Origin of the sequence: Shewanella sp. N2AIL (genome assembly GCF_022690845.1) — a bacterium.
GTDB lineage: Bacteria > Pseudomonadota > Gammaproteobacteria > Enterobacterales > Shewanellaceae > Shewanella > Shewanella baltica.
This window is the reverse complement of record NZ_JALBYT010000032.1, coordinates 31,817-54,861: the sequence shown is the minus strand read 5'-3', so window position 1 is coordinate 54,861 and position 23,045 is coordinate 31,817. Positions and strand designations below refer to the sequence as shown.

Below are 23,045 nucleotides of genomic sequence, written 5' to 3'. Positions count from 1 at the left end.
CGGGGAATGTCCCGAGAGACGTATTGGATATAGAACGCAATGCACGGCAATTTAAGTTGGATGGTAAACGGGAAAGGGCTTATCCAAGAGTCCTTAAAATGAGCAAAAACAAGTTTCCGGTTAGACCAAAGAAAAATGCCGTTCGCTCTTAAGTGAACGGCATTAGCCTATCGGCGGTTTTTTTATCTGACAACTTTATATAGCTGAGAACCGAGAGTGAGATTACTCTGCAATTAAGCCATTGTTGATGGCAATTACGTCATCTTCATTCAATGTACCCGCTGCTTGCTTCAAGGCAATGACCGAGTTGATGTAGCTATAACGTGCATCGGATAATTTACGTTTTGAATCGTACAAGTCACGAGTACGGTTCAGTACGTCAACGATAGTACGAGTTCCCACTTCGAAACCCGCTTGAGTGGCTTTCAATGCACTTTCTGATGAAATAACTGACTGTTCATAGGCCTTGATTGAGCTGATAGAAGCGCCTACGTTGTTGTAGTTATTACGGACGTTTTTCACAACACCACGGTAAGTTTGCTCAAGTTTTTCACTTGCTTCAACATATTGAAATTGTGCTTCATTAACTTGTGAGCTCACTTTAAAGCCTTCGAAAATCGGAATGCTTAAGTTGACACCCACACTGACGTTATCGAAGTCAGGCTCATTGATATTACCGGTTTTTTGCTCAAGACCTTTGTTGTAACCTGCATTCAAGCTTAAAGAAGGCATGTGGCCTGCTTGATAAAGCTTAATGGTTTCTTGAGCGATATCTTTACCGATACGTTGAGTCATCAAATCGACGCTATTGGTTTCAGCAATCTTTAACCATTCGTTTGACGATGTTGGCGCTGGCGTTACGGCCGAGAAACGATTGGTATCTAACACGTTAATTGTCTTGTGATCGATGCCAGTGATTTCACGTAAAGCTTCATAGCTATTCGCGAGTGTGTTTTCAGCTAAAATTTCAGTGGCTGAGGCTAAGTCATATTGAGCTTGGGCTTCATGCACATCGGTAATGGCGGTTAAACCCACAGCGAAACGTTGTTTAGTTTGTTCAAGTTGGCGTTCGATCGCACGTTTTTCTGCACCTTGGAACTCGTAGTTATCTTTCGCCGTTAATACGTTGAAATAGGCTGTAGTGATACGAGTAATCAGGTTTTGTAATGCTGAAGCATAGGCAGAATCAGCTTGAGAAGCGGCTTTCTCAGCAAGGCTTAAACCGACCCAAGCACTATGATCATAGATAACTTGATTTAATTTCAGGCTACCTACTAGACCGCTTGAATCATCCTTAGGATCATTCCAAGCTTTGTCATAACCTACGTTTGCACTAATGGTTGGCAATAGCGGAGCACGGTTTTGTTCGATTTTCTCAAATAAACCATTACGCTGGGCTTGGGCTTGTAATACGAGCGGGTCGCTGGTCAGTGCTTGTTGATAAATTTGCAACAAATCATCTGCTTGTACCGCTGAAGCGGAAGCCGCAAGTGTTAATGCTGCGCATAAATTATGGATCTTAAATTTCATTTGCTGTCCTTATTAGACAAAATCCCCCCACGGAGGAATATTTTAACTTCGTTTAGACTAAGTAATGCCTTTACCAAGGCGGTTTGCGCTTCCCGACGCTTCCCGATACAGCTAAAACTTAATGACCTAGAGTCTAAGAACTCTGACACTTTCAAGTCAAATTCGAAGTGTAACAGATTTTATTTTAAAAATGTGCTCAAATTGCCTTGATTATAGGCGCAAATTCAACTTTTAAGGATAGAGTATGAAACCCCCTGTTTTTTCGCAAACGGATATTGAGATCTTAGAAAAAAAATCCCTGTATCAAGGGTTTTTCTCAATGGACGAATACACTTTTAAACATAAATTGTTTGCAGGCGGCTGGAGCAAACCTGTCACCCGCGAAGTGTTTGAGCGGGGTCATGCCGTCGTCGTTCTACCCTATGATGCCAGACAAGATAAAGTGGTGCTTATCGAACAGGTACGTTTCCCTGCATTAGCAACCACTAAATCTCCTTGGCTTCTCGAGTTGGTCGCGGGTATGATTGCGTCCGAAGAAACGCCTCTGGACGTTGCGCACCGCGAATTAATGGAAGAAACCGGCTTAGTTGCTAAGCAAATGCACAGCGTGAATAGTTATCTTGCCAGCCCGGGTGGCAGCACAGAACGCTTCTATTTCTATTGGGCCGATGTCGATTCGAACGACGCCCGTGGATTGCATGGATTAGCTGAAGAGCACGAAGATATTCGATTACATGTCATGAGCCGCGAGCAAGCTTATAATAGTGTGGTTGCGGGCGAGATCGATAATGCGTCGACCGTCATTGGATTACAATGGTTACAATTAAACTATCAACAATTGGTTTAAGTTGGGATGAATTTGGCTACTTCGAGTCTAAAACAGCGCTATAAACCTAATGTCAGTGATTTTCTAGCACTGTGCGGGCGAAATTATGGTTACATGTTGAAATGGTTACCGTTAGAGATAGCTATCGGTGAGTCATGGCGACTCGAAGGTGAGTTTGGTATATTAGTAGTGCGAATTTTAGAAAATACCAAATATACTCAATTAGTTGAGATATCTCGTCCCATCGCAATCAAGGAGTTTGTCAATACTCCCAAGGTGTTAGTGAGAATTTATCACGATGCTAAATTAGCAGAAGTGTTAACTGGTCAACAGATTTACCAATTACGCCCAGTGTATGATTATCCCAATGTCCGTATGTATCAAAGTGATGAAAAGTACCAGGTGAATGCATTCCTGGAAGAGTTATTAAAGATTGGTTACCACCATAGTGTCGTGTGCCAGTCTTAGAATTGGGTATTCAATGTGCTGAAAGAGGCTGTCTCTTACTCCATAGCTGAAGGGGAAAGCGTGCGTATCGTGCAAGTCACAGATCCGCATCTTTTTGCTGATCCTGAAGCTCAGCTATTAGGAGTCAATACTGGCAAGAGTTTTGATGCCGTATTAAATACAATTAGAGCTGTGGACTATCCCGCTCATTTGATGCTTGCCACGGGTGACTTAAGTCAAGACTACTCGGCTGAGTCCTATCAGCAATTCGTGAAAGCCGTCACGCCTGTTGGTTTACCTTGTCATTATCTTCCAGGAAATCATGATGATCCGCGGATAATGTATCTGCATATGCAGGGTGAACAGATTTTTGGGCAGCAGCGTATTCTGGCGGGAAACTGGCAAATCCTCATGTTGGATTCAACCGTGCGGGGAAAGCCCGGCGGCAATATGGCCGAGACTCAGTTCGAATTAATTGACGAAGCCATTGCCGCCCATCCTGAATGCCACACTTTATTGGTGATGCACCATAATCCCATCGTCGTGAATTGCACTTGGCTGGATCAGCATTGCATGGACAATGGCGCTGAGTTTATCGCGCGAGTGGCAAAGTATCCGCAGGTCAAAGGATTGCTCTGGGGCCATGTGCACCAATGTATCGATACCCACCACAACGGCCCCCATGGCCGCATGCAGCTGATGGCGACACCTTCCACTTGTATTCAATTTAAGCCGTTATCGCCTTATTTTGCCTTGGATAGCGTCCAACCGGGTTATCGTTTGCTGGAGTTGAAAGCCGATGGTAGCATCAACACTAAAGTGTATCGCGTACCGGGTAACCATTTTTCCCCCGACAACAACTCTAGCGGTTATTAACGCGAATAACCGCAGCCTGAGGAAATATGCTGCTTTATATTCACGGATTTAATAGCTCACCCTTTTCAGATAAAGCTGTGATAACGGCTAAGTACATGGCGCAGCATCACCCGAGTGTGACCTTTCATCAGCCTCAATTGCCCAATACACCCAAGGCTGCTATGGCGCTGTTAACCACTTATGTTGAGGCGGCTCTCGATGCCAAAGAGCCATTAGCTTACTTAGGCTCATCGTTAGGCGGATATTTTGCCAGCTATTTAGCCGAAACTTATGGCGGCAAAGCTGTGTTAGTCAATCCAGCGGTAAAACCCTTTGAATTGTTTGATGAGTTTATGGGGCCGCAATTTAATCCCTATACCGAACAGCATTATCTTGTCATGCCCGAGCATAAGCGGGAAGTTGCTGAATTTAATACAGCTGTTATCCGCAATCCGGATCGTTTTTTGGTATTATTGCAGACGGGTGATGAAGTGCTGGATTATCGCGAAGCGGTCAATAAGTACCATCACTGCCAATTGCGAATTGAAGCGGGAGGCGATCACAGTTTTGTTGGCTACGAATCGCATCTGCAAACTGTAAGCCAATTTTTACACTTACCTTGACAAACAGACATGCCGAGCCGCAACATGGCCGGATATAACAACCTATAGCGTGCCCTATGACGAATCAATACACCTCTGACGCCATTGAAGTTCTCAACGGACTCGATCCTGTTAAACGCCGTCCAGGTATGTATACCGACACCTCCAGACCGAACCATTTGGGCCAAGAGGTCATAGACAACAGTGTCGATGAAGCATTAGCGGGCCACGCGACCAAAATTGAAGTTGTTCTACATACAGATAACTCCCTCGAAGTCACCGATGATGGCCGTGGTATGCCGGTGGATATCCACCCTGAAGAAGGCATTCCTGGGGTCGAGTTAATCCTGACCAAATTGCATGCCGGCGGTAAATTTTCGAATAAAAACTACCAGTTCTCTGGCGGTTTGCATGGTGTGGGGATTTCGGTCGTTAACGCGCTGTCGCGCCGTGTTGAAGTGACAGTTCGCCGTGATGGCCAAGTGTATGATATCGCATTTGAAAATGGCTTTAAGGTTGAAGAGTTACGCCCAACGGGAACTTGTGGTCGTCGAAATACCGGGACCCGAGTGCATTTTTGGCCCGACGCCAGCTATTTTGATTCGGCTAACTTTTCTAATTCAAAACTGATTTATCTGCTGCGGGCTAAAGCGGTACTGTGCCCAGGCTTACGGATTAAATTCACCAACAAACAGACAAATGAAGTCCATGAATGGTTCTATGAAAGCGGCCTAACTGATTATTTGAAGGCGGCGATTGGCGATAATTTAAGGTTGCCAGATGAGCCGTTTATCGGCTGTTTTAAGGGCCAGCTAGAAGCCGCTGATTGGGCGATTACTTGGTTGCCAGAAGGCGGTGAATCCATTGGAGAGAGTTATGTTAACTTAATTCCGACTCCGCTCGGTGGTACCCATGTGAATGGTTTCCGCCAAGGCTTATTGGAGTCAATGCGCGAATTTTGTGAGTTCAGAAACTTAATTCCTCGCGGCATTAAACTTTCACCCGAAGACATTTGGGATCGCGCCGCATTTATTTTGTCGGTGAAGATGCAAGAACCGCAGTTTGCTGGCCAAACTAAAGAAAAGCTTTCTAGTCGTCAATGCGCCGCATTTGTGTCTGGCGTCGTGCGTGATGCCTTTTCACTCTGGTTGAACTCAAATACTGAGCTCGCTGAATCGTTAGCCGAAATGTGCATTAATAATGCCCAGAGTCGGTTAAAGGCCGCTAAAAAAGTTGCCCGTAAAAAGGTGACTTCAGGGCCTGCACTGCCGGGTAAGCTAACGGACTGTAGTGGCCAAGATCCAATGCGCGGAGAGTTATTCCTCGTGGAAGGGGATTCTGCGGGTGGCAGTGCGAAACAGGCTCGCGATCGTGAGTTTCAAGCCATCATGCCGCTGCGTGGGAAAATCTTAAACACCTGGGAAGTTGATGCTTCACAAGTATTAGCCTCGCAGGAAGTCCATGATATTTCGGTCGCAATTGGTTGCGATCCCGATAGCAGTGATATCTCAGAACTACGCTATGGCAAGATTTGTATCCTTGCGGATGCCGACTCGGACGGACTGCACATTGCTACCTTGTTATGCGCGCTATTTTTGAAGCATTACCGTATCTTAGTTGAACAGGGTCATGTGTATATTGCCATGCCGCCGTTGTTCCGTATCGATATCGGCAAAGAGGTGTATTACGCCTTAGATGAGGCTGAAAGAGCGGGAATTTTAGATCGCATTGCCGCTGAGAATAAAAAGGGTAAGGTACAAGTCACCCGCTTTAAAGGCTTGGGTGAGATGAATCCTTTACAACTTCGTGAAACAACGATGGATCCAAACACCCGTCGTTTAGTACAGTTGACCATAGATGATATCGAAGAGACTGATGCTTTGATGGATATGTTGCTCGCTAAGAAGCGTTCGCCGGACCGTAAAAACTGGCTTGAAGATAAGGGTGACATGGCTTTACTTTAATGTTGTGCACTATATTGCCGATAACAATAAAACATAGGCATAAAGAAAATTACAATGTTGTGTATTAAAACTAATAATTATAATTGCTTAAAGGTGTTTTCTGCCGGTTTTACGCTCCTAGCGAGTGTAACGTTATTGTTCTGCAATAGCGCCTTTGCGGGGGCCCAATCGATCATGATTACCGTCGCTAAGGGGTTTGGCTTATCGCTATATGCCTCGGATATTGGCGATGCTAAGCAAATGGCAATGGGCGCGAATGGCACTTTATTTGTCGGCTCCCATAAGAGCGGCACTATTCATGCTTTAGTCGATAGCAATCAAGATGGCCGTGTCGATAAGCGTTACGTGATAGCCAAAGGGCTTGAATCACCCGATGCGATTGCATTTCACAATGGCGACTTATATGTCGCCACTGAAAATCAGATAGTGCGCTTTGTTGATATTGAGCAAAGGTTGCGCCGCCCGAGTCGACCCAAAGAAATCTACAGTGATTTGCCTTACTCTGAGAAGAAGAGTTCTCGGTCAATTAATTTTGGCCCAGATGGCCGTTTATATGTGTCCATTGGTGCGCCATGTAACGTCTGTGAAGCACCAGTGCCTTACAGCAGTATCATAGCCATCAATATCGATACTGGCGCGAGTGAGCAGATTGCGGCCGGTGTGCGTGATGCGAGTGGATTTGATTGGTCACCAATAGACGGAAAATTATGGTTTGCCGATCAAGGCCGTGATTGGATGGGAGATAACCTGCCACCCGATGAGATTAATCGCGTAGATGTAATAGGGAGTCATTATGGCTTCCCTTACTTACATGCCAGTGCTGTGGTTGAACCTGCCTATGAAAAGCCAAAAAATCTAAAAATTACGCTGCCAGTATATGAACTGCCAGCCCATGTTGCACCCACAGGGCTCGCGTTTTATCGCGGCAGTCAATTTCCAAATATTTACCATAATCAGTTGTTTGTCGCCGAAAATGGCTCGTGGAATCGTTCGAGCAAAGTCGGTTATCAAGTGGTTATGCTTAAGATCGAAGATCAAAAAGTGGTGAGTCGTGAAACGGTTGTCAGTTTCCTTGACGGTGAATTTCCCGTCGCTCGTCCCTTTGCGCTGTTATCGGCAGCCGACGGTGCTATGTACATTTCAGATGATTTAAAAGGTAACGTGTATCGCTTGTTCTACAAGGGCGATAGTACTGAAGAACCACAGGAACTAGAAGAAAATGAGTGACGCTATCAAGTTAAGTCTCGATGGGGTAGAGCAAATGCCATTACGGCGCTTTACCGAAGAGGCTTATCTGAACTATTCCATGTACGTCATTATGGACCGAGCCCTGCCACACATTGGTGATGGGCTTAAACCGGTACAGCGTCGAATTATCTATGCGATGAGTGAGTTAGGTTTATCGGCTCAATCTAAGCATAAAAAGTCGGCACGTACGGTTGGTGACGTATTAGGTAAATACCATCCCCACGGCGATAGTGCCTGTTATGAGGCTATGGTATTGATGGCGCAGCCATTCTCCTATCGCTATCCGTTAGTCGATGGTCAAGGTAACTGGGGGGCGCCCGATGATCCTAAGTCATTTGCGGCGATGCGTTACACCGAAGCGCGTTTATCTAAATTCTCCGAAGTGTTGCTCAGCGAGCTGGGACAAGGCACGGTTGAGTGGGGCGCTAACTTTGATGGCACGTTAAAAGAGCCAAAAGTACTGCCGGCACGTTTACCGCATATTTTACTTAATGGTATTACCGGTATTGCCGTGGGCATGGCGACGGATATTCCGCCGCATAACGTCAGGGAATTAGTCTCGGCCTGCGTAGCACTGCTTGATGATCCTAAGCTTGAACTCGAGCAATTGATGGCCTTTGTACCTGGGCCTGATTATCCGACCGAAGCAGAGATCATTACCCCGTCTGCCGATATTGCAAAAATTTATGAATCGGGCCGTGGGTCATTAAGAGCGCGCGCGGTTTACACAGTCGATGGTGGCGAAATCATCATCACGGCGCTGCCGCATCAAGCCAGTAGCGGGAAAATTTTAGAGCAAATCGCCGGCCAAATGCAGGCCAAGAAATTGCCTATGGTGGCCGATTTACGCGATGAGTCGGATCATGAAAACCCAGTGCGGCTGGTGGTCGTGCCGCGCTCAAATCGTGTCGATTGCGATCAGTTAATGGCGCATTTGTTTGCTACCACGGATTTAGAAAAGAGCTTTAGAGTTAACTTAAACGTGCTGGGTCTTGATGGTCGTCCACGGGTTAAAGGGCTAAAAACCTTATTAACTGAGTGGTTAGAGTTCCGAGTCGACACGGTTAAACGTCGTTTGGAATACCGTTTAGATAAAGTCGTGTCGCGGTTACACATACTCGAAGCTTTGATGATCGCTTTCCTCAACATTGATGAAGTGATTGAGATTATTCGTTTTCACGATGAGCCTAAAGCCGAGTTAATGGCCCGTTTCTCACTCAGTGATAAACAAGCCGAATCGATCCTCGAGTTAAAGTTACGTCATTTAGCTAAGTTAGAAGAATTTAAGATCACGGCGGAGCAGAATGAGCTTGAAGCCGAGCGCGAGAAACTCGAGCAGTTATTGGGCTCAGAGCGTCGCTTGAAGACCTTGATCAAGAAAGAATTAATTCAAGATGCCGAAACCTACGGTGATGATCGTCGCTCTCCAATAGTGCTGCGCAACGAGTCTCGCGCCTTAACGGAACAAGAGTTAACGCCGACTGAGGCTGTGACAGTGGTCTTGTCTGAGAAAGGTTGGGTGCGTTGTGCTAAGGGCCACGATATCGATCCGTTATCGCTCTCCTATAAGTCTGGCGACCAATATCTGTGTAGCGCCATCGGGCGCAGTAATCAGGCGGCTGTGTTTATTGATTCGTCTGGGCGGGCATTTGCGACCGACAGTCATACTTTACCATCGGCCCGTAGCCAAGGTGAGCCTATCACGACTCGTTTCAATATGGCGCCTGGCGAAACCATGCAGCATGTATTGATGGGTGAGGAAGACCAATGTTATCTGTTGGCAACTGACGCGGGTTACGGTTTTATTTGCTCGTACAATGATATGGTGTCGCGCAATAAGGCGGGTAAGGCATTACTGAGTTTGCCGACAAACGCTAAGTCATTAACGCCTAAGTTGATTGATCGCACTAAGGAAATGTCGCTCTTAGCGATCACGAACGAAGGTCGAATGTTGTTGTTCTCCCTTGAGGCCTTACCGCAATTATCTAAGGGGAAAGGTAACAAGATTATCGGCATTCCTACGGAAAGAGCCAAGAACCGTGAAGAGCTGATGACGCACTTACAATTAGTGCCGAGTGATACGCCAGTCACCTTGTGGGCGGGTAAGCGCAAACTCACACTTAAGCCTAGCGATCTTGAGCATTATCGTGGAGAACGTGGTCGTCGTGGCGCTAAGTTGCCTAGAGGCTTACAACGTGTCGATAGCGTTGAATTAGGTGACGGCGGCGAGCCATTACCGAGCATTTAATATTTTTATGGACTCAATGCTATAAAGCATTGAAGACATAAATGAAAGCCACCTGAGTTTACTTGGTGGCTTTTTTGTTTTTATCGCCTGAGTCTCGACCGTTTATTCGATTCGAGACATAAAAAAACCTACAGTATCGCTACAGTAGGTTTTTAATTATCTCTTGGTTAAGAGATTAGAAGTCGTAACGTACGCCTACAGAGAATACGTTGTCATCTTGTAGATCGATTTTAGCTCCGCCATTTAGTTTGTAATCACCTGTGTACATGGCGTATTGGCCATATACCATAGTTGATTTAGCTAAACGGTAGTCAGCACCCACGTTGAAGTTTTGTACGTTGATATCGGTATCTGTTATGGCAAGATTAGCTACAGAATCTTTTCTGAAATCATTTGTTGAAAGATTTTTGAAATAGCTACCATAACCTGCTTCATCAACACCATATCCGGCCTTTAAGTTAACACCGTTCAGGTCATAAGAAACGTTCACAAAGTAAGTATTACCTTCAATAGCATCATTGAAAACACTTTCTGAATTTTGGAATAAACCACCGATTTTGAACTGACCTAATTTAACTTGAGCCACACCACGGTATGCATCAACAGTATCTATGCCTTTGTTATATGCTACAGCGACATAGTAGTTTTGATCTTTAAATGCTTTATCGCCTAAAGTCGCGCTTAATGCATATAAGCTTTCAGAAGTTTTTGCTGAAGTGTCATTATCATCGAACAAATAAGTTGCGTTCAGCGTTACTAAGCCAGCGATTTTTGGCGAGTAGTACCACATTCCATCAGCGCTACGTGTTTGAGCACTGATTAAACGGTCGATATCGGCGTTAGTGTTACCGAAAATATCCACACCGCCTTCGGCTTGTTTGAATACTGTGTCGTTACGCCCGACTAACACAGTACCTGCGTTAGTTTTTAAACCTAAATAAGTATTACGCGCTTTAAAAACATCTCCCTTGCTGGAAGTGTTTTCAACTTGGAATTCCATTTGATAGATAGCTTCAAAGCCATCAGCAATCTTTTCTGAACCCTTTACACCTAACAGGGAAAAGTTGTTTTCTAAGTATGTGCCAGCGTTGTTTTCATCGGCATAGTTAGCAGTATCAATACCGTTAGTGCCGCCTTGTAGGGTAGCACCAGTGTCCGTGTTGGTTAAAGCAAGCTCTAAACGACCATAGAAGCTTGGGCCTTCGGCTAGCGCACCGAATGAAGCCAATGCCAATACTGATGCAACTGATGCAGAGATGAATGTCTTTTTCATGTTTTGTGCTCCCTCGAACCTAAGTTCTTTTCCATTTTTCATGGTTTTTGTGTGGTTTAACGCATTTGTCACCTGAGTCGGTAACAAAGTTGCCGCCGATTTTTACAGTTTTACGACTCGCAGGCTGTGGTGCAGATCATGTTTTTGGCTCTCCTTGTCCATATTCGGGCTATTTCTAGGATATTTCCTTATACCTTGACTGCAAATTTGCCTGAAAGCTGCAAAACTGTATTTTTCACTTACTCCTTAAGTGGTAGATAAGGCGGATTGCCTTAGACAGTGGGTCGGCGAGGGTAACTGTAGCATATACTAATACTGTAGCAAGTCTGTCATATCGGCTGTGGATATGTGTTTGGGGACGATATCTAAGTAGAAAAAGCGGCCGGAGCCGCTTTTTTATCAAGAAATAACCTTGTGGTTAGTTGATTAATCTATTTAAAAATCAACGCGTAAACCAACAGTAAAGATTTTGTCATTCAGGTCTTGCTTCATATCAGCCAACATAAGATCGCCATCGAAGCGCGTGTAGTGACCATAGACCATAGTCTTAGTGCTCAGACGGTAATCGGCACCCACACTGAACTGTTGCAGGTCAACATCACGGACTTGTTCTAAGCTGCTGTTGTTTTGGTCACCGACATAACGGCTCACGTATTTACCTAAACCTGAGTCATCTTTGCCGTACATCATCTTCAATTTCAAGTCGCCAATTAAGTAGGCTGCGTTGACGAAGTAGGTATCACCTGAGAGATTGGCAAACTTATCATCCACATGTTCACTGTGTTGATATAAGGCACCTAAGATCACGTCACCGAATTTAGCTTGGGCCACACCACGGTAGGCTTCGACGTTATCAATACCATCACTATAGGCGGCAGCGACATAGTAGTTTTGTGCTTTAAAGGCTTTATCCCCTAAGGTGGCGCTCAGTGCATACATGTGATCTTTGCTGTACACCTCGTCGCCATTGCTATCGACTTGATCATAGTTATCGCTCATCAGATAGGTGGCATTAAGCGTCACCAGATCGGCAATTTTAGGTGAATAGTAAGAAATGCCATCGGCGGAGCGAGTTTGGCCTGCAACCAGCAAGTCGATATCGGCGTTGGTGTTGCCAAAGAGATCGAAGCTACCTTCAGCTGCTTTAAATACTGTGTCGTTACGGCCCACTAAGGCAGTACCAGCCGCGCTTCTGATACCAAGGAAAGTATTACGGGCGTTGAACGTCTTGTTTGAGTTATCAAAGTTTTCGACGCCAAATTCCATTTGATAAATGATGTCAAAATAGGGGCTTACAGCCTCAGAACCTTTTACGCCTAACCATGAGAAGTTGTTTTCAAGGACAGTGCCGTCCTTTTGGTTCTGAGTTGCGTAACCTGTGTCTGAGTTGGTAATAGCAAGATCAGCATGACCATAGAATTCAGGGCCATCGGCGAGTGCTGTGAATGAATAGAGTGTGAGGCTAGAAATAATAGCCGTCGTCAGCAGAGTCTTTTTCATCTTCATTTTCCTGTGCTTATCGCTGTTATATGCATGGATAACTTAAGTATCTATGCATGCTGTTGAGCTTTTGTGTGGCAAAGTCTGCACAGACTTTCAGCAATAAAGTGTGATCTGGATCAAGTTTGATATAAAGAGCGGTTTATTCAACATATTGTTTTACAAGTAAAATACAGCTTTTAGTTATGTTGATTACCGAGTTGTTCGGTCATGCATTATGAGTCTTTGCATTTATTACGCTTGCTTGGCAATCGTATCCTTTTGCATCTGATGTTATGTGTATGCGGATCTGATTTCGATTTATGTCCAGATCGTTTAGAATCCACCGCACATTTCTGGTGTTGCTATTAAGCTGCCCCTGTTGGCATCCCTTCGATGCTAGGGCAAGCGCTCCTGCTGTTATTGGGTAATATAAGGTAAGTATTTATGACTGAGGCCTATCTAAATCGATTTGGCGGAATTGGCCGTTTGTATGGACAAAAGGCTCTGGCTAAATTTGCCACATCCCACGTGGTGGTGATTGGTATTGGTGGCGTAGGTACTTGGGCGGCAGAGGCCTTAGCACGAAGCGGCATCGGACAGATAAGCTTGATGGATTTAGACGATATCTGTGTCACTAACACTAACCGTCAAATTCACGCGCTCAGTTCCACTATTGGCAGCTCTAAAGTCGCTGTGATGGCGCAGCGGATCCGTGAAATTAATCCTGATTGCCAAGTGAATGAAATTGAAGATTTTATTACATTGGATAATCTAGGCGAGTATTTGCTCGGGGCTAAAGAGGGCGGCAACATTGATTATGTTATTGACTGTATTGATGCCGTTAAGCAAAAGGCTGCGTTAATTGCCTGGTGTAAACGTCAAAAAATCAAGATTGTTACGGTAGGTGGTGCGGGTGGCCAGACAGATCCGACTCAAATTCAGTTAACTGATCTCGCTAAAACTTACCAAGATCCTTTGTTAGCCAAAGTGCGCAATATTTTGCGCCGTGAATATAACTTCTCTAAAAACGTGCAACGCCGCTTTGCTATCGATGCGGTTTTTTCCAGTGAGCAGTTAGTGTATCCGCAAGCCGATGGCTCTGTTTGTGGTACTAAAGCCGCGGCCGATGGCAGCATGAGAATGGATTGTGCGTCGGGTTTTGGCGCTGTCACTATGGTCACTGGGACATTTGGTTTTGTGGCGGCAAGTCGAGTATTAACGCGTTTGGCACTACAGGCTCAAGAAACGCTTTAAAGGGTTAAGGTTTTTCTACTCATGATTTCACCGCTCGTATGAGCGGTGAGTATCACTTCAATATTGGTCATTCCACTGCGTTATATCTAGATATAAAAATCGTGTTGGACACTGGGGGCCGTAGGCTCACATTGAGTGTACGGAAATTTGATATCAAATTGCGGGCCACCAAGTGTTGAGTCTGCGCGATAACTCATAGTGCCTTTCAACAGCGTCGCGGCATTAAAGGCCGCTGATAATCCTAAGCCCGTGCCGCCTTTATTACGATTCGTAGTGAAAAATGGCTCGAACATGTGTTCAGCGACATCGGCTGGAATTTCTAAGCCATTATTTTGAATGCTAATTAGAATCGACTCTTCGTCCACTGTGGCGCTGATGTGGATGAGATTATCTTCACGTCCTTGGAAAGCATGGGTAAAGGCGTTCGACAGAATATTGCTGACGATTTGATTTAATAAACTGATATTGGTTTGAATATTGAGTGTGGGTTCTACGCTGATCTCTGTTACCGCGTTGACATGCGGATGCATAATTAATGTCGACTCTAAAATCTCGTGGAGTTGCTGACTTAAGTTACAAGGTTGGTGTTCTTCATGACTGCGATCAATGGCGATCGTTTTGAATTTTTGGATCAAACTACTAGCTTTGGTGATATTGCGGACTATGAGTTCACAGCTTTCTTGATACTCATTAAGGATCTCATTGATTTCGTCTAAGGTGGCTTGATCGCTGTGGATCAGATCGATCAGTTCTTCAATATGGCTCAGCTGTGCACTCGCCGCCGTCAAACAAATGCCAATCGGCGTGTTGATCTCGTGGGCAACCCCTGACACGAGTCCTCCCAAGGCCGCCATTTTTTCTTGCTCAACTAACACTTGTTGCGCCCGTTTTAGTGCGCTAAGGGATTGTTCTAGTTCTATGGTCCTTTCTTTGACTTGTCTGGCGAGTTCTTCTTTATAGCTACGTTCGAGCTTGAGTAGCCGCTCTCTGTCTTCTAGGGCCGTTTGCAGTTCAGCCTTAGATTTCTTTAAGGCGCCAAAGGAGCTTCTCAGTTGTACTTGCATGCTGTTGATGGAGTCGGCGACTTGTTTAAACTCATCAATTTTTTCTTGGCGGGCAAATTGCAGCGGCTCGTATTCTTGATCTAGGTCGATATATTTGCAGTATTGACTGAGTTTATCTAAGTGCTTGGTGATATTGAACCATACTAAAAACAGAATAAATCCAGCAACTAAGAAGGTCTTTATTCCATTAGAGAGCAGAATGATAATGGCTTTATCATACAAGCGCTGATAGATGGCATCGACATCGACTTGTATTTCAAGTGTGCCGACATTAATGCTCTCGGTCGGGGATTTATAAACTAGCGGGAAGGTTTTATCTAAGGAGTGTTCTTGCTTTTGCTCGCCTGCATTCCATGCTTGGCCGCTGTCATCTTTAATCGAAATGTAGTTAATATCGGGCAGCTGAATTAAGCCATTGAGCTGAGTGTTAATCAGCCGCTCGTCAATCACCCAAATACTGGCGGCGAGCACATCTAAATTCACTTTTTCCATATTGGAAAACACTCTGTCGATACGCACAACGTCATTGCGATAATCACTGATCAATTGATACGCAGTGGTGATTAAGGTGATAACAGAGCTAAAAAGTACAATAGACAAGGTCAGGTGCCTGCCTATGGGACTTTTGATAAGTTGGCTAAAGAATGTCAGCATCTTAAATTTTCTTTATGCAATAGCGGCTTGAGATGCTTATAAGCATAGACCTACAGATCCAGAAAGTGCATTTTCTCGCAGATAAAATCAATGAAATATGTCTTCATTTGTGGCATTAAATTTGCTTTGTAGCCAATAAGTTCAATTTTTTGTCACTGGGATAGCACTATGTTTAAACTCAAGCTGGATTCAGTTAAGTTTTTTAGCCCGAAGAAAATGATGTTTAGAGTCATGCTGTGGCTAATGGTGAGTTGTACTGTCTTACTCCTTATTCCTCCTAATGCGTTGGCAGTGCTGGCGCTCGATAAATTTGTGCCCGAACATGCTCATTTTGTTGGATTAGGTCTAATTATCTCTATCGCCTATTTTTTGAGTCAGCTGATTAACTTAGGCTTAGATGAATCAATTCGTCATTTAAGTGATAAGCGCGTTATTGAGACGATTGAAGCTAAAGTGAACTTGCTTGATCCCGCTGAGCGGGCGTTAGTCAGAGAGTTTTTTCTTCAGGGCGCCACGATTTTGACTCTGCCGCAAAATGAGCCTGCCGTAAAAAGTTTATTGAATGCCTGTATCTTAGAAAAGCTAGGGAACGAGCGCCATTATGCGATTCAGGGACCGACAGCCGATTATAAGATTGCTATGAAGGCTCGCATGTACCTCAACCGCGAGGTGCTGCGTTTACCTGCGGGTGAGCCGAGCCAAGAGGAAATGCAGTCGTTGATTAAGGCACGTCCGCAGTTTTTAAATGGCCTAGTACAAAACAGAAAACACGCTGCATAGGCGTGTTTTGTCTCGCTCGCATGAGTACTGGCTTAGGTAAGTTGCACTAATCGGAAAAGTGAGATAACAAAAAATGGGGGTGATAAAAACCCCCTAGATTTTGCATTTATACAAGAACATGAAGAACAACTGGAGCAAAAACTATTGTTTCGGTGCCGACTTCACAATGAACATCCAAGTGATATAGGACACTATCCCTATTGTGCTAAAGATAACGATCATTGAAAGTAAGCCTATGGGGTTACCAAACATTAGATCTAACCAAAATGCCATGACTGAAATCCTCTTTCCTGTGAAGTCCTCTCTAAATTAGCGATATTCGATAGCCAAAATACTGATCTCGATCAATAAAAAATCGACATAGGAATACAAAGCGATAACTCTTAGTTAACTCTGTGATCTTGGTCAAGTTTAAGGCTATGCTTAACAGTGATGAGTTCAAATAATTTGGCTTTGTTTCATCTTCTGTTAGCGTCTAGGATTAACCTACTCAATGAGTTCGTTATTTATTTAGTTAACGCGCATTCCATCTATTCGCCCTTGTTTAATATGAATGCGGCAATATCAGTTTTTAAAGGAGTAAAAAATGGATTCTAATAAAAGTCGTAAGGATTCAATGGGATATAATTCTATCTTTGCGCCACTGCTGTTGCTGATTTATCCACTCTATTGTTTAGTTGCCACAGGGCACTTTGTCGCCATCCTGTGTTTAAGCGCGCTCGCCGGCATTTTAATTTTCAACATCAATAAATTAATTCGCAATTTAAGGCAGCTTGAGCGCGCCGCCCATCATTTAGGCGAAGGGGATTTAAGTTATCAATTAGAAGAGAAAGATGCGGGCATCTTCATTAAGGTTGTGCATAGCATTAATCGCATGGGCGAGGATGTTAGCCGCACCATTTTATCTTTGTCTGATACCTGCGAAGGCATGAAAAAAGTCGCCTCAGATATTAAGGTCATCAGTGAGCAGGCCAAACAAGGTGTGTTAGAGCAAGAGCATCAAACTGAACTGGCCGCCAGTGCGATGACGCAAATGGTTTCAAGCGTGCAAGCTGTGTCGCAAAATGCAGTCAGTGCGGCGAAAGCTGCCGACATTGCCCAAAGTTCTGCTAAGCATGGCGACCAAATCATGAATGGCATAGTCACTAAAATTGGCGCTATGTCAGAGCAGATCCATAGCACTCGAACCGTAATTGAGCACTTGGCCGCCGACAGCAACAATATCAGTAGCATTATCGAAACCATTTCGCAGGTGGCTGAGCAGACTAATTTACTCGCCTTAAACGCCGCCATTGAAAGTGCGAGAGCCGGTGAGCATGGTCGCGGCTTTGCCGTTGTCGCCGATGAAGTGCGTAATCTTGCGAAACGGACATCTGAAGCCACGGTGGAAATCCAACAACAAATCGCCGCATTACAAAAAGGTGCACAACATGGCGTTGAAGTCATGTTGAAAAACGTGGTCATTGCCGACGAAACCGCTGAGATGGTGAATCAAGCCCACAGCGCGCTCGGACAAATCGTCACGCAGGTAGAGACCATTACCGATATGTCCCATCAAATCGCCACGGCATCGGGGCAACAACACACAGTTGCTGAAGAGATAAATAAAAATATCACTGTGATGGCAGAGCTCGCCCTAAGTAATGCGTCCCACACCAACAACACTAACTTATCGAGTTTGAAAGTGTATAACATGTCGCAGGAAATCGGCTCCTTGCTGCACCGATTCCATGTGAATGCGGCATTTTTTAATTCGAGTCAGGCACAAAATAAACTGTTTGTGAAATGGGGGCCTGAGTTAGACATAGGAATGCCAGAGATCAATCGTCAACATCAACGATTAGTGTCGCTGATCAATGAATTGCATCGCACATTAAACGAAGAGTATGGACTCGAAGCCATCAAACGTATCGTGCAAGGGCTGGTGGATTACACCGCCAATCACTTTGCCTATGAAGAAGAGCTCTTTGCCCGTTTTGGCTACCCACAAACCGACAGTCATAAGGAAAAGCACGGCAAGTTAGTCGGGCAAGTACTTGATTTTCAAAAGAGGGTTGTAAAAGGGGAAGATGTTGCCGACGAATTAATGACTTTCTTGAAGGCTTGGCTGGTTAACCATATCCAAAAAAGTGATAAAGAATATACCGCCTTTTTGTTATCCCATGGCGCAGAATAACCCCAAGAGCATGATTTTTGAGCGGTTAAATGCTATTTGTATTAAAGTCGCGGCAAAAGACTTGCCATTGTCATGGGCAAAGGTATAATTCCCAGCACTTAGAGACAGCCAGTTGTTTTGATTGCTTCTAAGTGCATATTTGATATGCCAGTGTGGTGAAATCGGTAGACACACGGGATTCAAAACGCACTGTGTTTAAATGATATAACACATTTAAAACAAAGATTTACGGAATAAAAATCTACTCTAAAATTGTTACATAGTGTTGTAGAGTAGTACAAAATTTGGCGCTGTGGTGAAATTGGTATACACGCGGGATTCAAAATCCCGTTCTGAATAAGAGTGTCGGTTCGACCCCGACCAGCGCTACCAGTTATCATAAAAAACCCGCATTTCTGCGGGTTTTTTTATGTTCGAAATTTAAACTTCTTCAAGCTTCTCTAAACGAGCTATATCATCAGAATTCATTTCATCAACATGAACAGCTTTATCATTGACTTTTTTCTTTTTTCCTTTTTCCTTTTCCTTTTCCTTTTTCATTTTATTTATAATTTTAACTTTATCAATATCATCAATTTTTTCAAACTCAAAACCTGAAATATGATTTAAACTAACAAGTTGATCTAGAGCAATTTTTAACTTTCTTTTTTTCTCTCTTGTTTCCATGTTCGAGTGACCAAATCGTTCCAAAAATTTATGTAAATCAACATAAAAACAGCTCTGATTTTTAAACTTTTTAGTCTGTAAAAATAGATATACGGCCTTTGCATATTGAGTTTTTATTTTATAATACACAGTCAAATCGATCAGTTCTTCAGAAAATTCGGCAGTAGCTATTACGCCAAGCTTTCGACTCAGCTCAATTTTAATCTCTTTTGTATCAGTATCGTAAAAAGTACTTTCAAATAGCGGAAAAGACAATCTGGTTGAATATTTATCTACATCATCACATCCTGATTTATAATAGAATAACTCCACATGACAAAACTCTAATCGTTTTATTCTCTTTACTAATACTTTTCTTTTCGCTTCAGTTCTAGAAGCTTTGGACAGTTTTAACGCTTCAAATAACTCTTTATCAGTTAATGTAATACTAAACTTTTTCGACTGTTGATATTTGCTAACTATAATTGCAAATAATGGGAAATCATCAGATGCATTAAGTTCTAAACCATTATAAATTATTCTCTCGTATTTCGTTCTTGAAACTTCATAGCTAACTAACTTTCTTGATTTTTCTTCGACATTATAATTTGACGTTGCAAAAATCGGCGCATGTATAATGGATGATAATTGCATAGATTCCGTACTTTTTTTAATTTTTTTCATTTTATATATTCTTAGTTAGATAATTAATTGTTATCATACTGAAATGTTTTGTCAACACCTACACACAATAAATCTTTAATCATCAAAATAATATTATTAATGAGTGATAGTTATAAAAATTTATACTGATTTGTCACATTTTAGATTCTTCACCAGTTTTAGAATGTGAAAAACAAAACATACTACTCTGCGACTAGGTGTTAAAATTTTACTATCATACTCAACGTAGAACACTTCTGGATATTTGTGAGTTAAGTAGTTTTCTAGTTAAATAGTTTCTAGGTTATAATTAAATAGATTAATCTAAGTGTGGGAGATTACTTAGTCAAATATCTAGCTTTAGCTGTGAGCTTCAGCAAGTTTACTATCTCGATCTCTCCAATCATGGTATGCTGTATTTTTTGTTAGATGTATAATTAAGATGTTTTCAATACAGGAGCATAGCATGTCATTTTTTAATTTTTGGACCAAATCAGGTGCAGTTATTACCCTCCAAGATGTTGGTATTTCTAGTGAGGAGGCTAGATCCATTATTGGCAATACTCCTAAGTATTTCATTGACGATGTTAAGCTGTTAACTAAAAAGTTGAATAGAAAACAAAAAAATATTGCATTGGCGTGGGGGGCTCTTATTTTATTTCAAGAGAAAAACGGTAAATATCAACACTTAGTAAAGATACAAATGTTGTCTAAAGGCTTTAGGTTTCATATCCTAAATGATTTCACGTCCGATGAATTAAAAATAGTTTATCATCAAGTTATGCAACTTGTGTATAATGTTCTCGGTAAAAAAGTCACTGCTGAAGATTTAATGACTGAAAATGAAATGGTAAATAGTTTTGATCTAAATGAACTTAAAGAAGAGTTTCTCTAATGATTCATTATATTTATCATATACGATTCAAAGAGCATGATCATGATGTGAATTATGGATATATTGGACTTACCAATAATCCAAGCAGAAGAAAAGCTGAACATTGGGCGTGGTTAGCCATAAACGCACATAAAAATCATAAACTCCAAAAAGCATTTAATGAAAGGGAACATGATTTAGATTTAGTTATTTATAAGTCTTTTGAAACAAGAGAGCATGCCGCAATCCTTGAAGAGTCACTACGTCCTTGTAAGAATATCGGATGGAATATTGCTGTTGGTGGTGAAAAAAGTTTTGCGGAAAGGTTTGATGATAAAAAATTTAATATCGAGAGTGAGTTAGTCGATCATCGGCAATTAAATAATAAATTTAACTTTTCAAATGAAAGGTTTTCATTAAATAAAAAGGTATTTCGCTCTATTTTTAGACCACTTATAAATCGTTGGCGCGTAGCTAATCAAGCTACTGTTTTACAGAATCTACTTCTACTTCAACCACATTTGAAAAGCATTGATGTTGCTAAATTGTCAAATGAATTAATTTGTAAAGCATGGATAGAACAACCTTGCATTTTTTTGGGTAAATGGGGCGCGGTGCCTCATGATAGTATATCGGCTGCATTTGCACTTATATTGGCATTGAAAGATAAAACTTTACCAAGGGATTTAAGGTTACACTTATTAATTTCTTCAGGTTATTTCGTTGAGGAATTTTTGGTCAATGGTAGGCTCTATGGCTTTAATTACGTAGACGCATTTTTTATAGAACAAATTCTTGAAAATTATTTTTATTTCAAATTTCAGGATGGTACATTATTGGATAATGAATTAATATAGTTTTACAGATTTTAAGTTCTCCTGTAAATTATTTTGCATAATTAATATTTATGGTAAATAGTAGGGTCAGCTATTGCTTTTTTCACTCATTATTTTTATGTAAAATTGCTGATTATCATAATTCGCATTTAGAGGAATGGACATATTTGGGGGCAGGAATGACGGTTAATAGTTAATATTACTAAGTGTTAATATAGTAAAAAGCAACACACAAACGATGATTTGATTTTTATCAAAAATAAAAAAGCAACACACAAAACATAAAAAAGTGACACGCAATATATAAAAAAGTTACCACAAAATAATCAGTACAGCCCTTGGCGTGACTGGACTTCAAACTCTGTAACAGTCTTTAACCGCTTTAAACCTGTTTGTTAACTTTTTTGAGATTACACTATCGTTAACTATTTTTTGTATATTGATCACTATTTAATTCATTTCACTACACTACACAAACAGAGTTTGTTTCGTTTCGCTTCATTCATATTTATCTGATGAAAAGCTTGATTATATTTAATTGATTATATTATCTTTGTTTATTATTAATAATTATTATCTATTTCTAGTTCTAGTTCGTCTATGTCGCTTTGTAGAGACTTTAATATCACCAGAAGCATCAGATTTTAAATTCTCTATTTGTTCAACCAAGTCATCATATTGCATTGATACAGAGCTTGATGTCTGTTCTAGAGCGTTTAAATTAATAGCTATTTTCTCTGCTTTTTTAGCTGTTATATGTTTTAAATTCATCAGATCTGATAAAAATAACTTACTCCAGCTCGTTATATCAGATTTGATATTTTTATAAGTTTTCTTCAAATCATCAATAACAGCATTCATCCTCTTAGCTTTTTCAGTTCTAGAAACCCACAGAGGCACTTTAGAGAGATTTTCTTGCTTAGGCGTATACTTAAGATGATCTTCGTCGAGAACGAGCTTTATAGAGCGATTAAAGCTGTTCTTCATAGCATGAGTTGTTTTAAACTGAGAAATAGATTTAACAACTTCATTATTTATCACATTAGAAACTAAAACGTGTAAATGCGAGTTTTTATCATCAGAACATGATTCATCATGTAAAACAATGTGAATATGATCTCTCATTGTAGTATCATCAATATTATTAGTTTTAGCTAAGTCTTTTATTAATTCTCTAGAAATTTTAATCCAATCATCAACAGAAGGTTGTTTAATATCGCGTGGGATACTCATTATAAAGCTTGTAGCATAATTAGATACACCACCACCCCTCAAACCATTTTTCTTTCTGTAAAGAGTTCTATCGTCAAAGGTTTTTAAAATATTAGCAGATTTATTATTTAGTATTTTTATATCAGAATGAAAATGCGAAGGACGATTTTTATCAGCTAAATAATTTACATGATTTATAAATCCTTGCTCTTTTTTTTTGATTTGTTGAGTTTTTATAATCCAATTTTTAATCATAAATTTAATTCTCTTTTTTTTGTTATTTATGATTTAAATGTTGCATATAAAAAAATAAAATCAATAGCTTTAAAATACTGAATCAAAAGCACTCTAGCAAGATAGGGGCTTTAAATTTCGCTACGCTTATTTAAACCACATTCGCTTCGCTCTCTCC

Annotated in this window: 19 protein-coding genes, 1 tRNA gene and 1 pseudogene; 14 read left to right on the top strand and 7 right to left on the bottom strand. The window is 41.8% G+C overall.

What is annotated here, in order from left to right:
• Nucleotides 1-152: pseudogene (locus tag MO387_RS16870) on the top strand (IS4 family transposase); the annotation flags it as partial.
• Nucleotides 153-222: 70 nt separating this feature from the next.
• Here MO387_RS16870 and tolC read toward each other — a convergent pair.
• A complete protein-coding gene (gene tolC / locus MO387_RS16865) occupies nt 223-1,530 on the bottom strand; it encodes an outer membrane channel protein TolC (protein ID WP_006083027.1) in 1,308 nt (435 codons plus the stop codon).
• Between the two features lie 244 nt (nt 1,531-1,774).
• Between tolC and nudF the strand changes: the two genes are divergently transcribed.
• The 7 genes from nudF to parC are packed head-to-tail and all read left to right on the top strand — an operon-like array spanning nt 1,775 to nt 9,720.
• Complete coding sequence (gene nudF, locus MO387_RS16860) at nt 1,775-2,377, top strand: ADP-ribose diphosphatase (RefSeq protein WP_107946551.1); 603 nt, start codon at nt 1,775-1,777, stop codon at nt 2,375-2,377.
• Nucleotides 2,378-2,383: 6 nt separating this feature from the next.
• A complete protein-coding gene (locus MO387_RS16855) occupies nt 2,384-2,824 on the top strand; it encodes a DUF1249 domain-containing protein (protein WP_006083025.1) in 441 nt (146 codons plus the stop codon).
• A gap of 15 nt (nt 2,825-2,839) precedes the next feature.
• Nucleotides 2,840-3,679: a 3',5'-cyclic-AMP phosphodiesterase gene (gene cpdA, locus MO387_RS16850; protein WP_107946552.1), complete on the top strand. Its 840-nt coding sequence runs from the start codon at nt 2,840-2,842 to the stop codon at nt 3,677-3,679.
• Between the two features lie 26 nt (nt 3,680-3,705).
• The gene (locus MO387_RS16845; RefSeq protein WP_063882258.1) at nt 3,706-4,281 is read left to right on the top strand and encodes a YqiA/YcfP family alpha/beta fold hydrolase; all 576 of its coding nucleotides are present in this window, start codon (nt 3,706-3,708) and stop codon (nt 4,279-4,281) included.
• A 56-nt stretch (nt 4,282-4,337) separates the two neighbouring features.
• Complete coding sequence (parE, locus tag MO387_RS16840; RefSeq protein WP_107946553.1) at nt 4,338-6,224, top strand: DNA topoisomerase IV subunit B; 1,887 nt, start codon at nt 4,338-4,340, stop codon at nt 6,222-6,224.
• A gap of 54 nt (nt 6,225-6,278) precedes the next feature.
• Nucleotides 6,279-7,451, top strand: a complete 1,173-nt coding sequence (locus tag MO387_RS16835) for a PQQ-dependent sugar dehydrogenase (RefSeq protein ID WP_107946554.1) — start codon at nt 6,279-6,281, stop codon at nt 7,449-7,451.
• Entirely contained in the window at nt 7,444-9,720 is a 2,277-nt protein-coding gene (gene parC / locus MO387_RS16830) for a DNA topoisomerase IV subunit A (RefSeq protein WP_006083020.1), read from the top strand. Before MO387_RS16835 ends, parC begins: the two co-directional genes overlap by 8 nt.
• Before the next feature lie 175 nt (nt 9,721-9,895).
• On the opposite strand, the gene MO387_RS16825 is transcribed toward parC, so the two are convergent.
• Nucleotides 9,896-10,993: a porin gene (locus MO387_RS16825; RefSeq protein ID WP_107946555.1), complete on the bottom strand. Its 1,098-nt coding sequence runs from the start codon at nt 10,991-10,993 to the stop codon at nt 9,896-9,898.
• A 435-nt stretch (nt 10,994-11,428) separates the two neighbouring features.
• Nucleotides 11,429-12,493 (bottom strand): porin, encoded by a 1,065-nt coding sequence (locus MO387_RS16820; RefSeq protein WP_107946556.1) that lies wholly within the window; start codon nt 12,491-12,493, stop codon nt 11,429-11,431.
• A gap of 426 nt (nt 12,494-12,919) precedes the next feature.
• On the opposite strand from MO387_RS16820, the gene tcdA reads away from it, so the two are divergent.
• Nucleotides 12,920-13,729: a tRNA cyclic N6-threonylcarbamoyladenosine(37) synthase TcdA gene (gene tcdA, locus MO387_RS16815; RefSeq protein ID WP_107946557.1), complete on the top strand. Its 810-nt coding sequence runs from the start codon at nt 12,920-12,922 to the stop codon at nt 13,727-13,729.
• A gap of 86 nt (nt 13,730-13,815) precedes the next feature.
• Here the strand turns inward: tcdA and MO387_RS16810 are convergent, their stop codons facing one another.
• Nucleotides 13,816-15,447 carry an ATP-binding protein gene (locus MO387_RS16810; RefSeq protein WP_107946558.1) on the bottom strand — a complete coding sequence of 544 codons (1,632 nt, stop codon included), beginning with the start codon at nt 15,445-15,447 and terminating at the stop codon, nt 13,816-13,818.
• Between the two features lie 168 nt (nt 15,448-15,615).
• Here MO387_RS16810 and MO387_RS16805 point away from each other — a divergent pair, with 168 nt between their 5' ends.
• A complete protein-coding gene (locus MO387_RS16805) occupies nt 15,616-16,227 on the top strand; it encodes a superinfection exclusion B family protein (RefSeq protein ID WP_107946559.1) in 612 nt (203 codons plus the stop codon).
• A 141-nt stretch (nt 16,228-16,368) separates the two neighbouring features.
• On the opposite strand, the gene MO387_RS16800 is transcribed toward MO387_RS16805, so the two are convergent.
• On the bottom strand, nt 16,369-16,500 hold the full coding sequence (locus MO387_RS16800) for a DUF3149 domain-containing protein (RefSeq protein ID WP_006083014.1): 132 nt from the start codon (nt 16,498-16,500) through the stop codon (nt 16,369-16,371).
• Nucleotides 16,501-16,813: 313 nt separating this feature from the next.
• Between MO387_RS16800 and MO387_RS16795 the strand changes: the two genes are divergently transcribed.
• Both MO387_RS16795 and MO387_RS16790 read left to right on the top strand, forming a co-directional pair.
• Nucleotides 16,814-18,403: a bacteriohemerythrin gene (locus MO387_RS16795; RefSeq protein ID WP_107946560.1), complete on the top strand. Its 1,590-nt coding sequence runs from the start codon at nt 16,814-16,816 to the stop codon at nt 18,401-18,403.
• Between the two features lie 286 nt (nt 18,404-18,689).
• Nucleotides 18,690-18,775 (top strand) — tRNA-Leu (locus MO387_RS16790).
• A gap of 48 nt (nt 18,776-18,823) precedes the next feature.
• On the opposite strand, the gene MO387_RS16785 is transcribed toward MO387_RS16790, so the two are convergent.
• Nucleotides 18,824-19,732, bottom strand: coding sequence for a hypothetical protein (locus MO387_RS16785; RefSeq protein WP_242326422.1), 909 nt, complete (start codon nt 19,730-19,732; stop codon nt 18,824-18,826).
• Nucleotides 19,733-20,177: 445 nt separating this feature from the next.
• On the opposite strand from MO387_RS16785, the gene MO387_RS16780 reads away from it, so the two are divergent.
• Together MO387_RS16780 and MO387_RS16775 are read left to right on the top strand one after the other, a co-directional pair.
• On the top strand, nt 20,178-20,606 hold the full coding sequence (locus MO387_RS16780; RefSeq protein WP_242326421.1) for a hypothetical protein: 429 nt from the start codon (nt 20,178-20,180) through the stop codon (nt 20,604-20,606).
• Nucleotides 20,606-21,442 carry a GIY-YIG nuclease family protein gene (locus MO387_RS16775; RefSeq protein WP_242326420.1) on the top strand — a complete coding sequence of 279 codons (837 nt, stop codon included), beginning with the start codon at nt 20,606-20,608 and terminating at the stop codon, nt 21,440-21,442. Before MO387_RS16780 ends, MO387_RS16775 begins: the two co-directional genes overlap by 1 nt.
• 552 nt (nt 21,443-21,994) lie before the next feature.
• On the opposite strand, the gene MO387_RS16770 is transcribed toward MO387_RS16775, so the two are convergent.
• The gene (locus MO387_RS16770) at nt 21,995-22,888 is read right to left on the bottom strand and encodes a hypothetical protein (RefSeq protein WP_242326419.1); all 894 of its coding nucleotides are present in this window, start codon (nt 22,886-22,888) and stop codon (nt 21,995-21,997) included.
• Between the last annotated feature and the right edge of the window lie 157 nt (nt 22,889-23,045).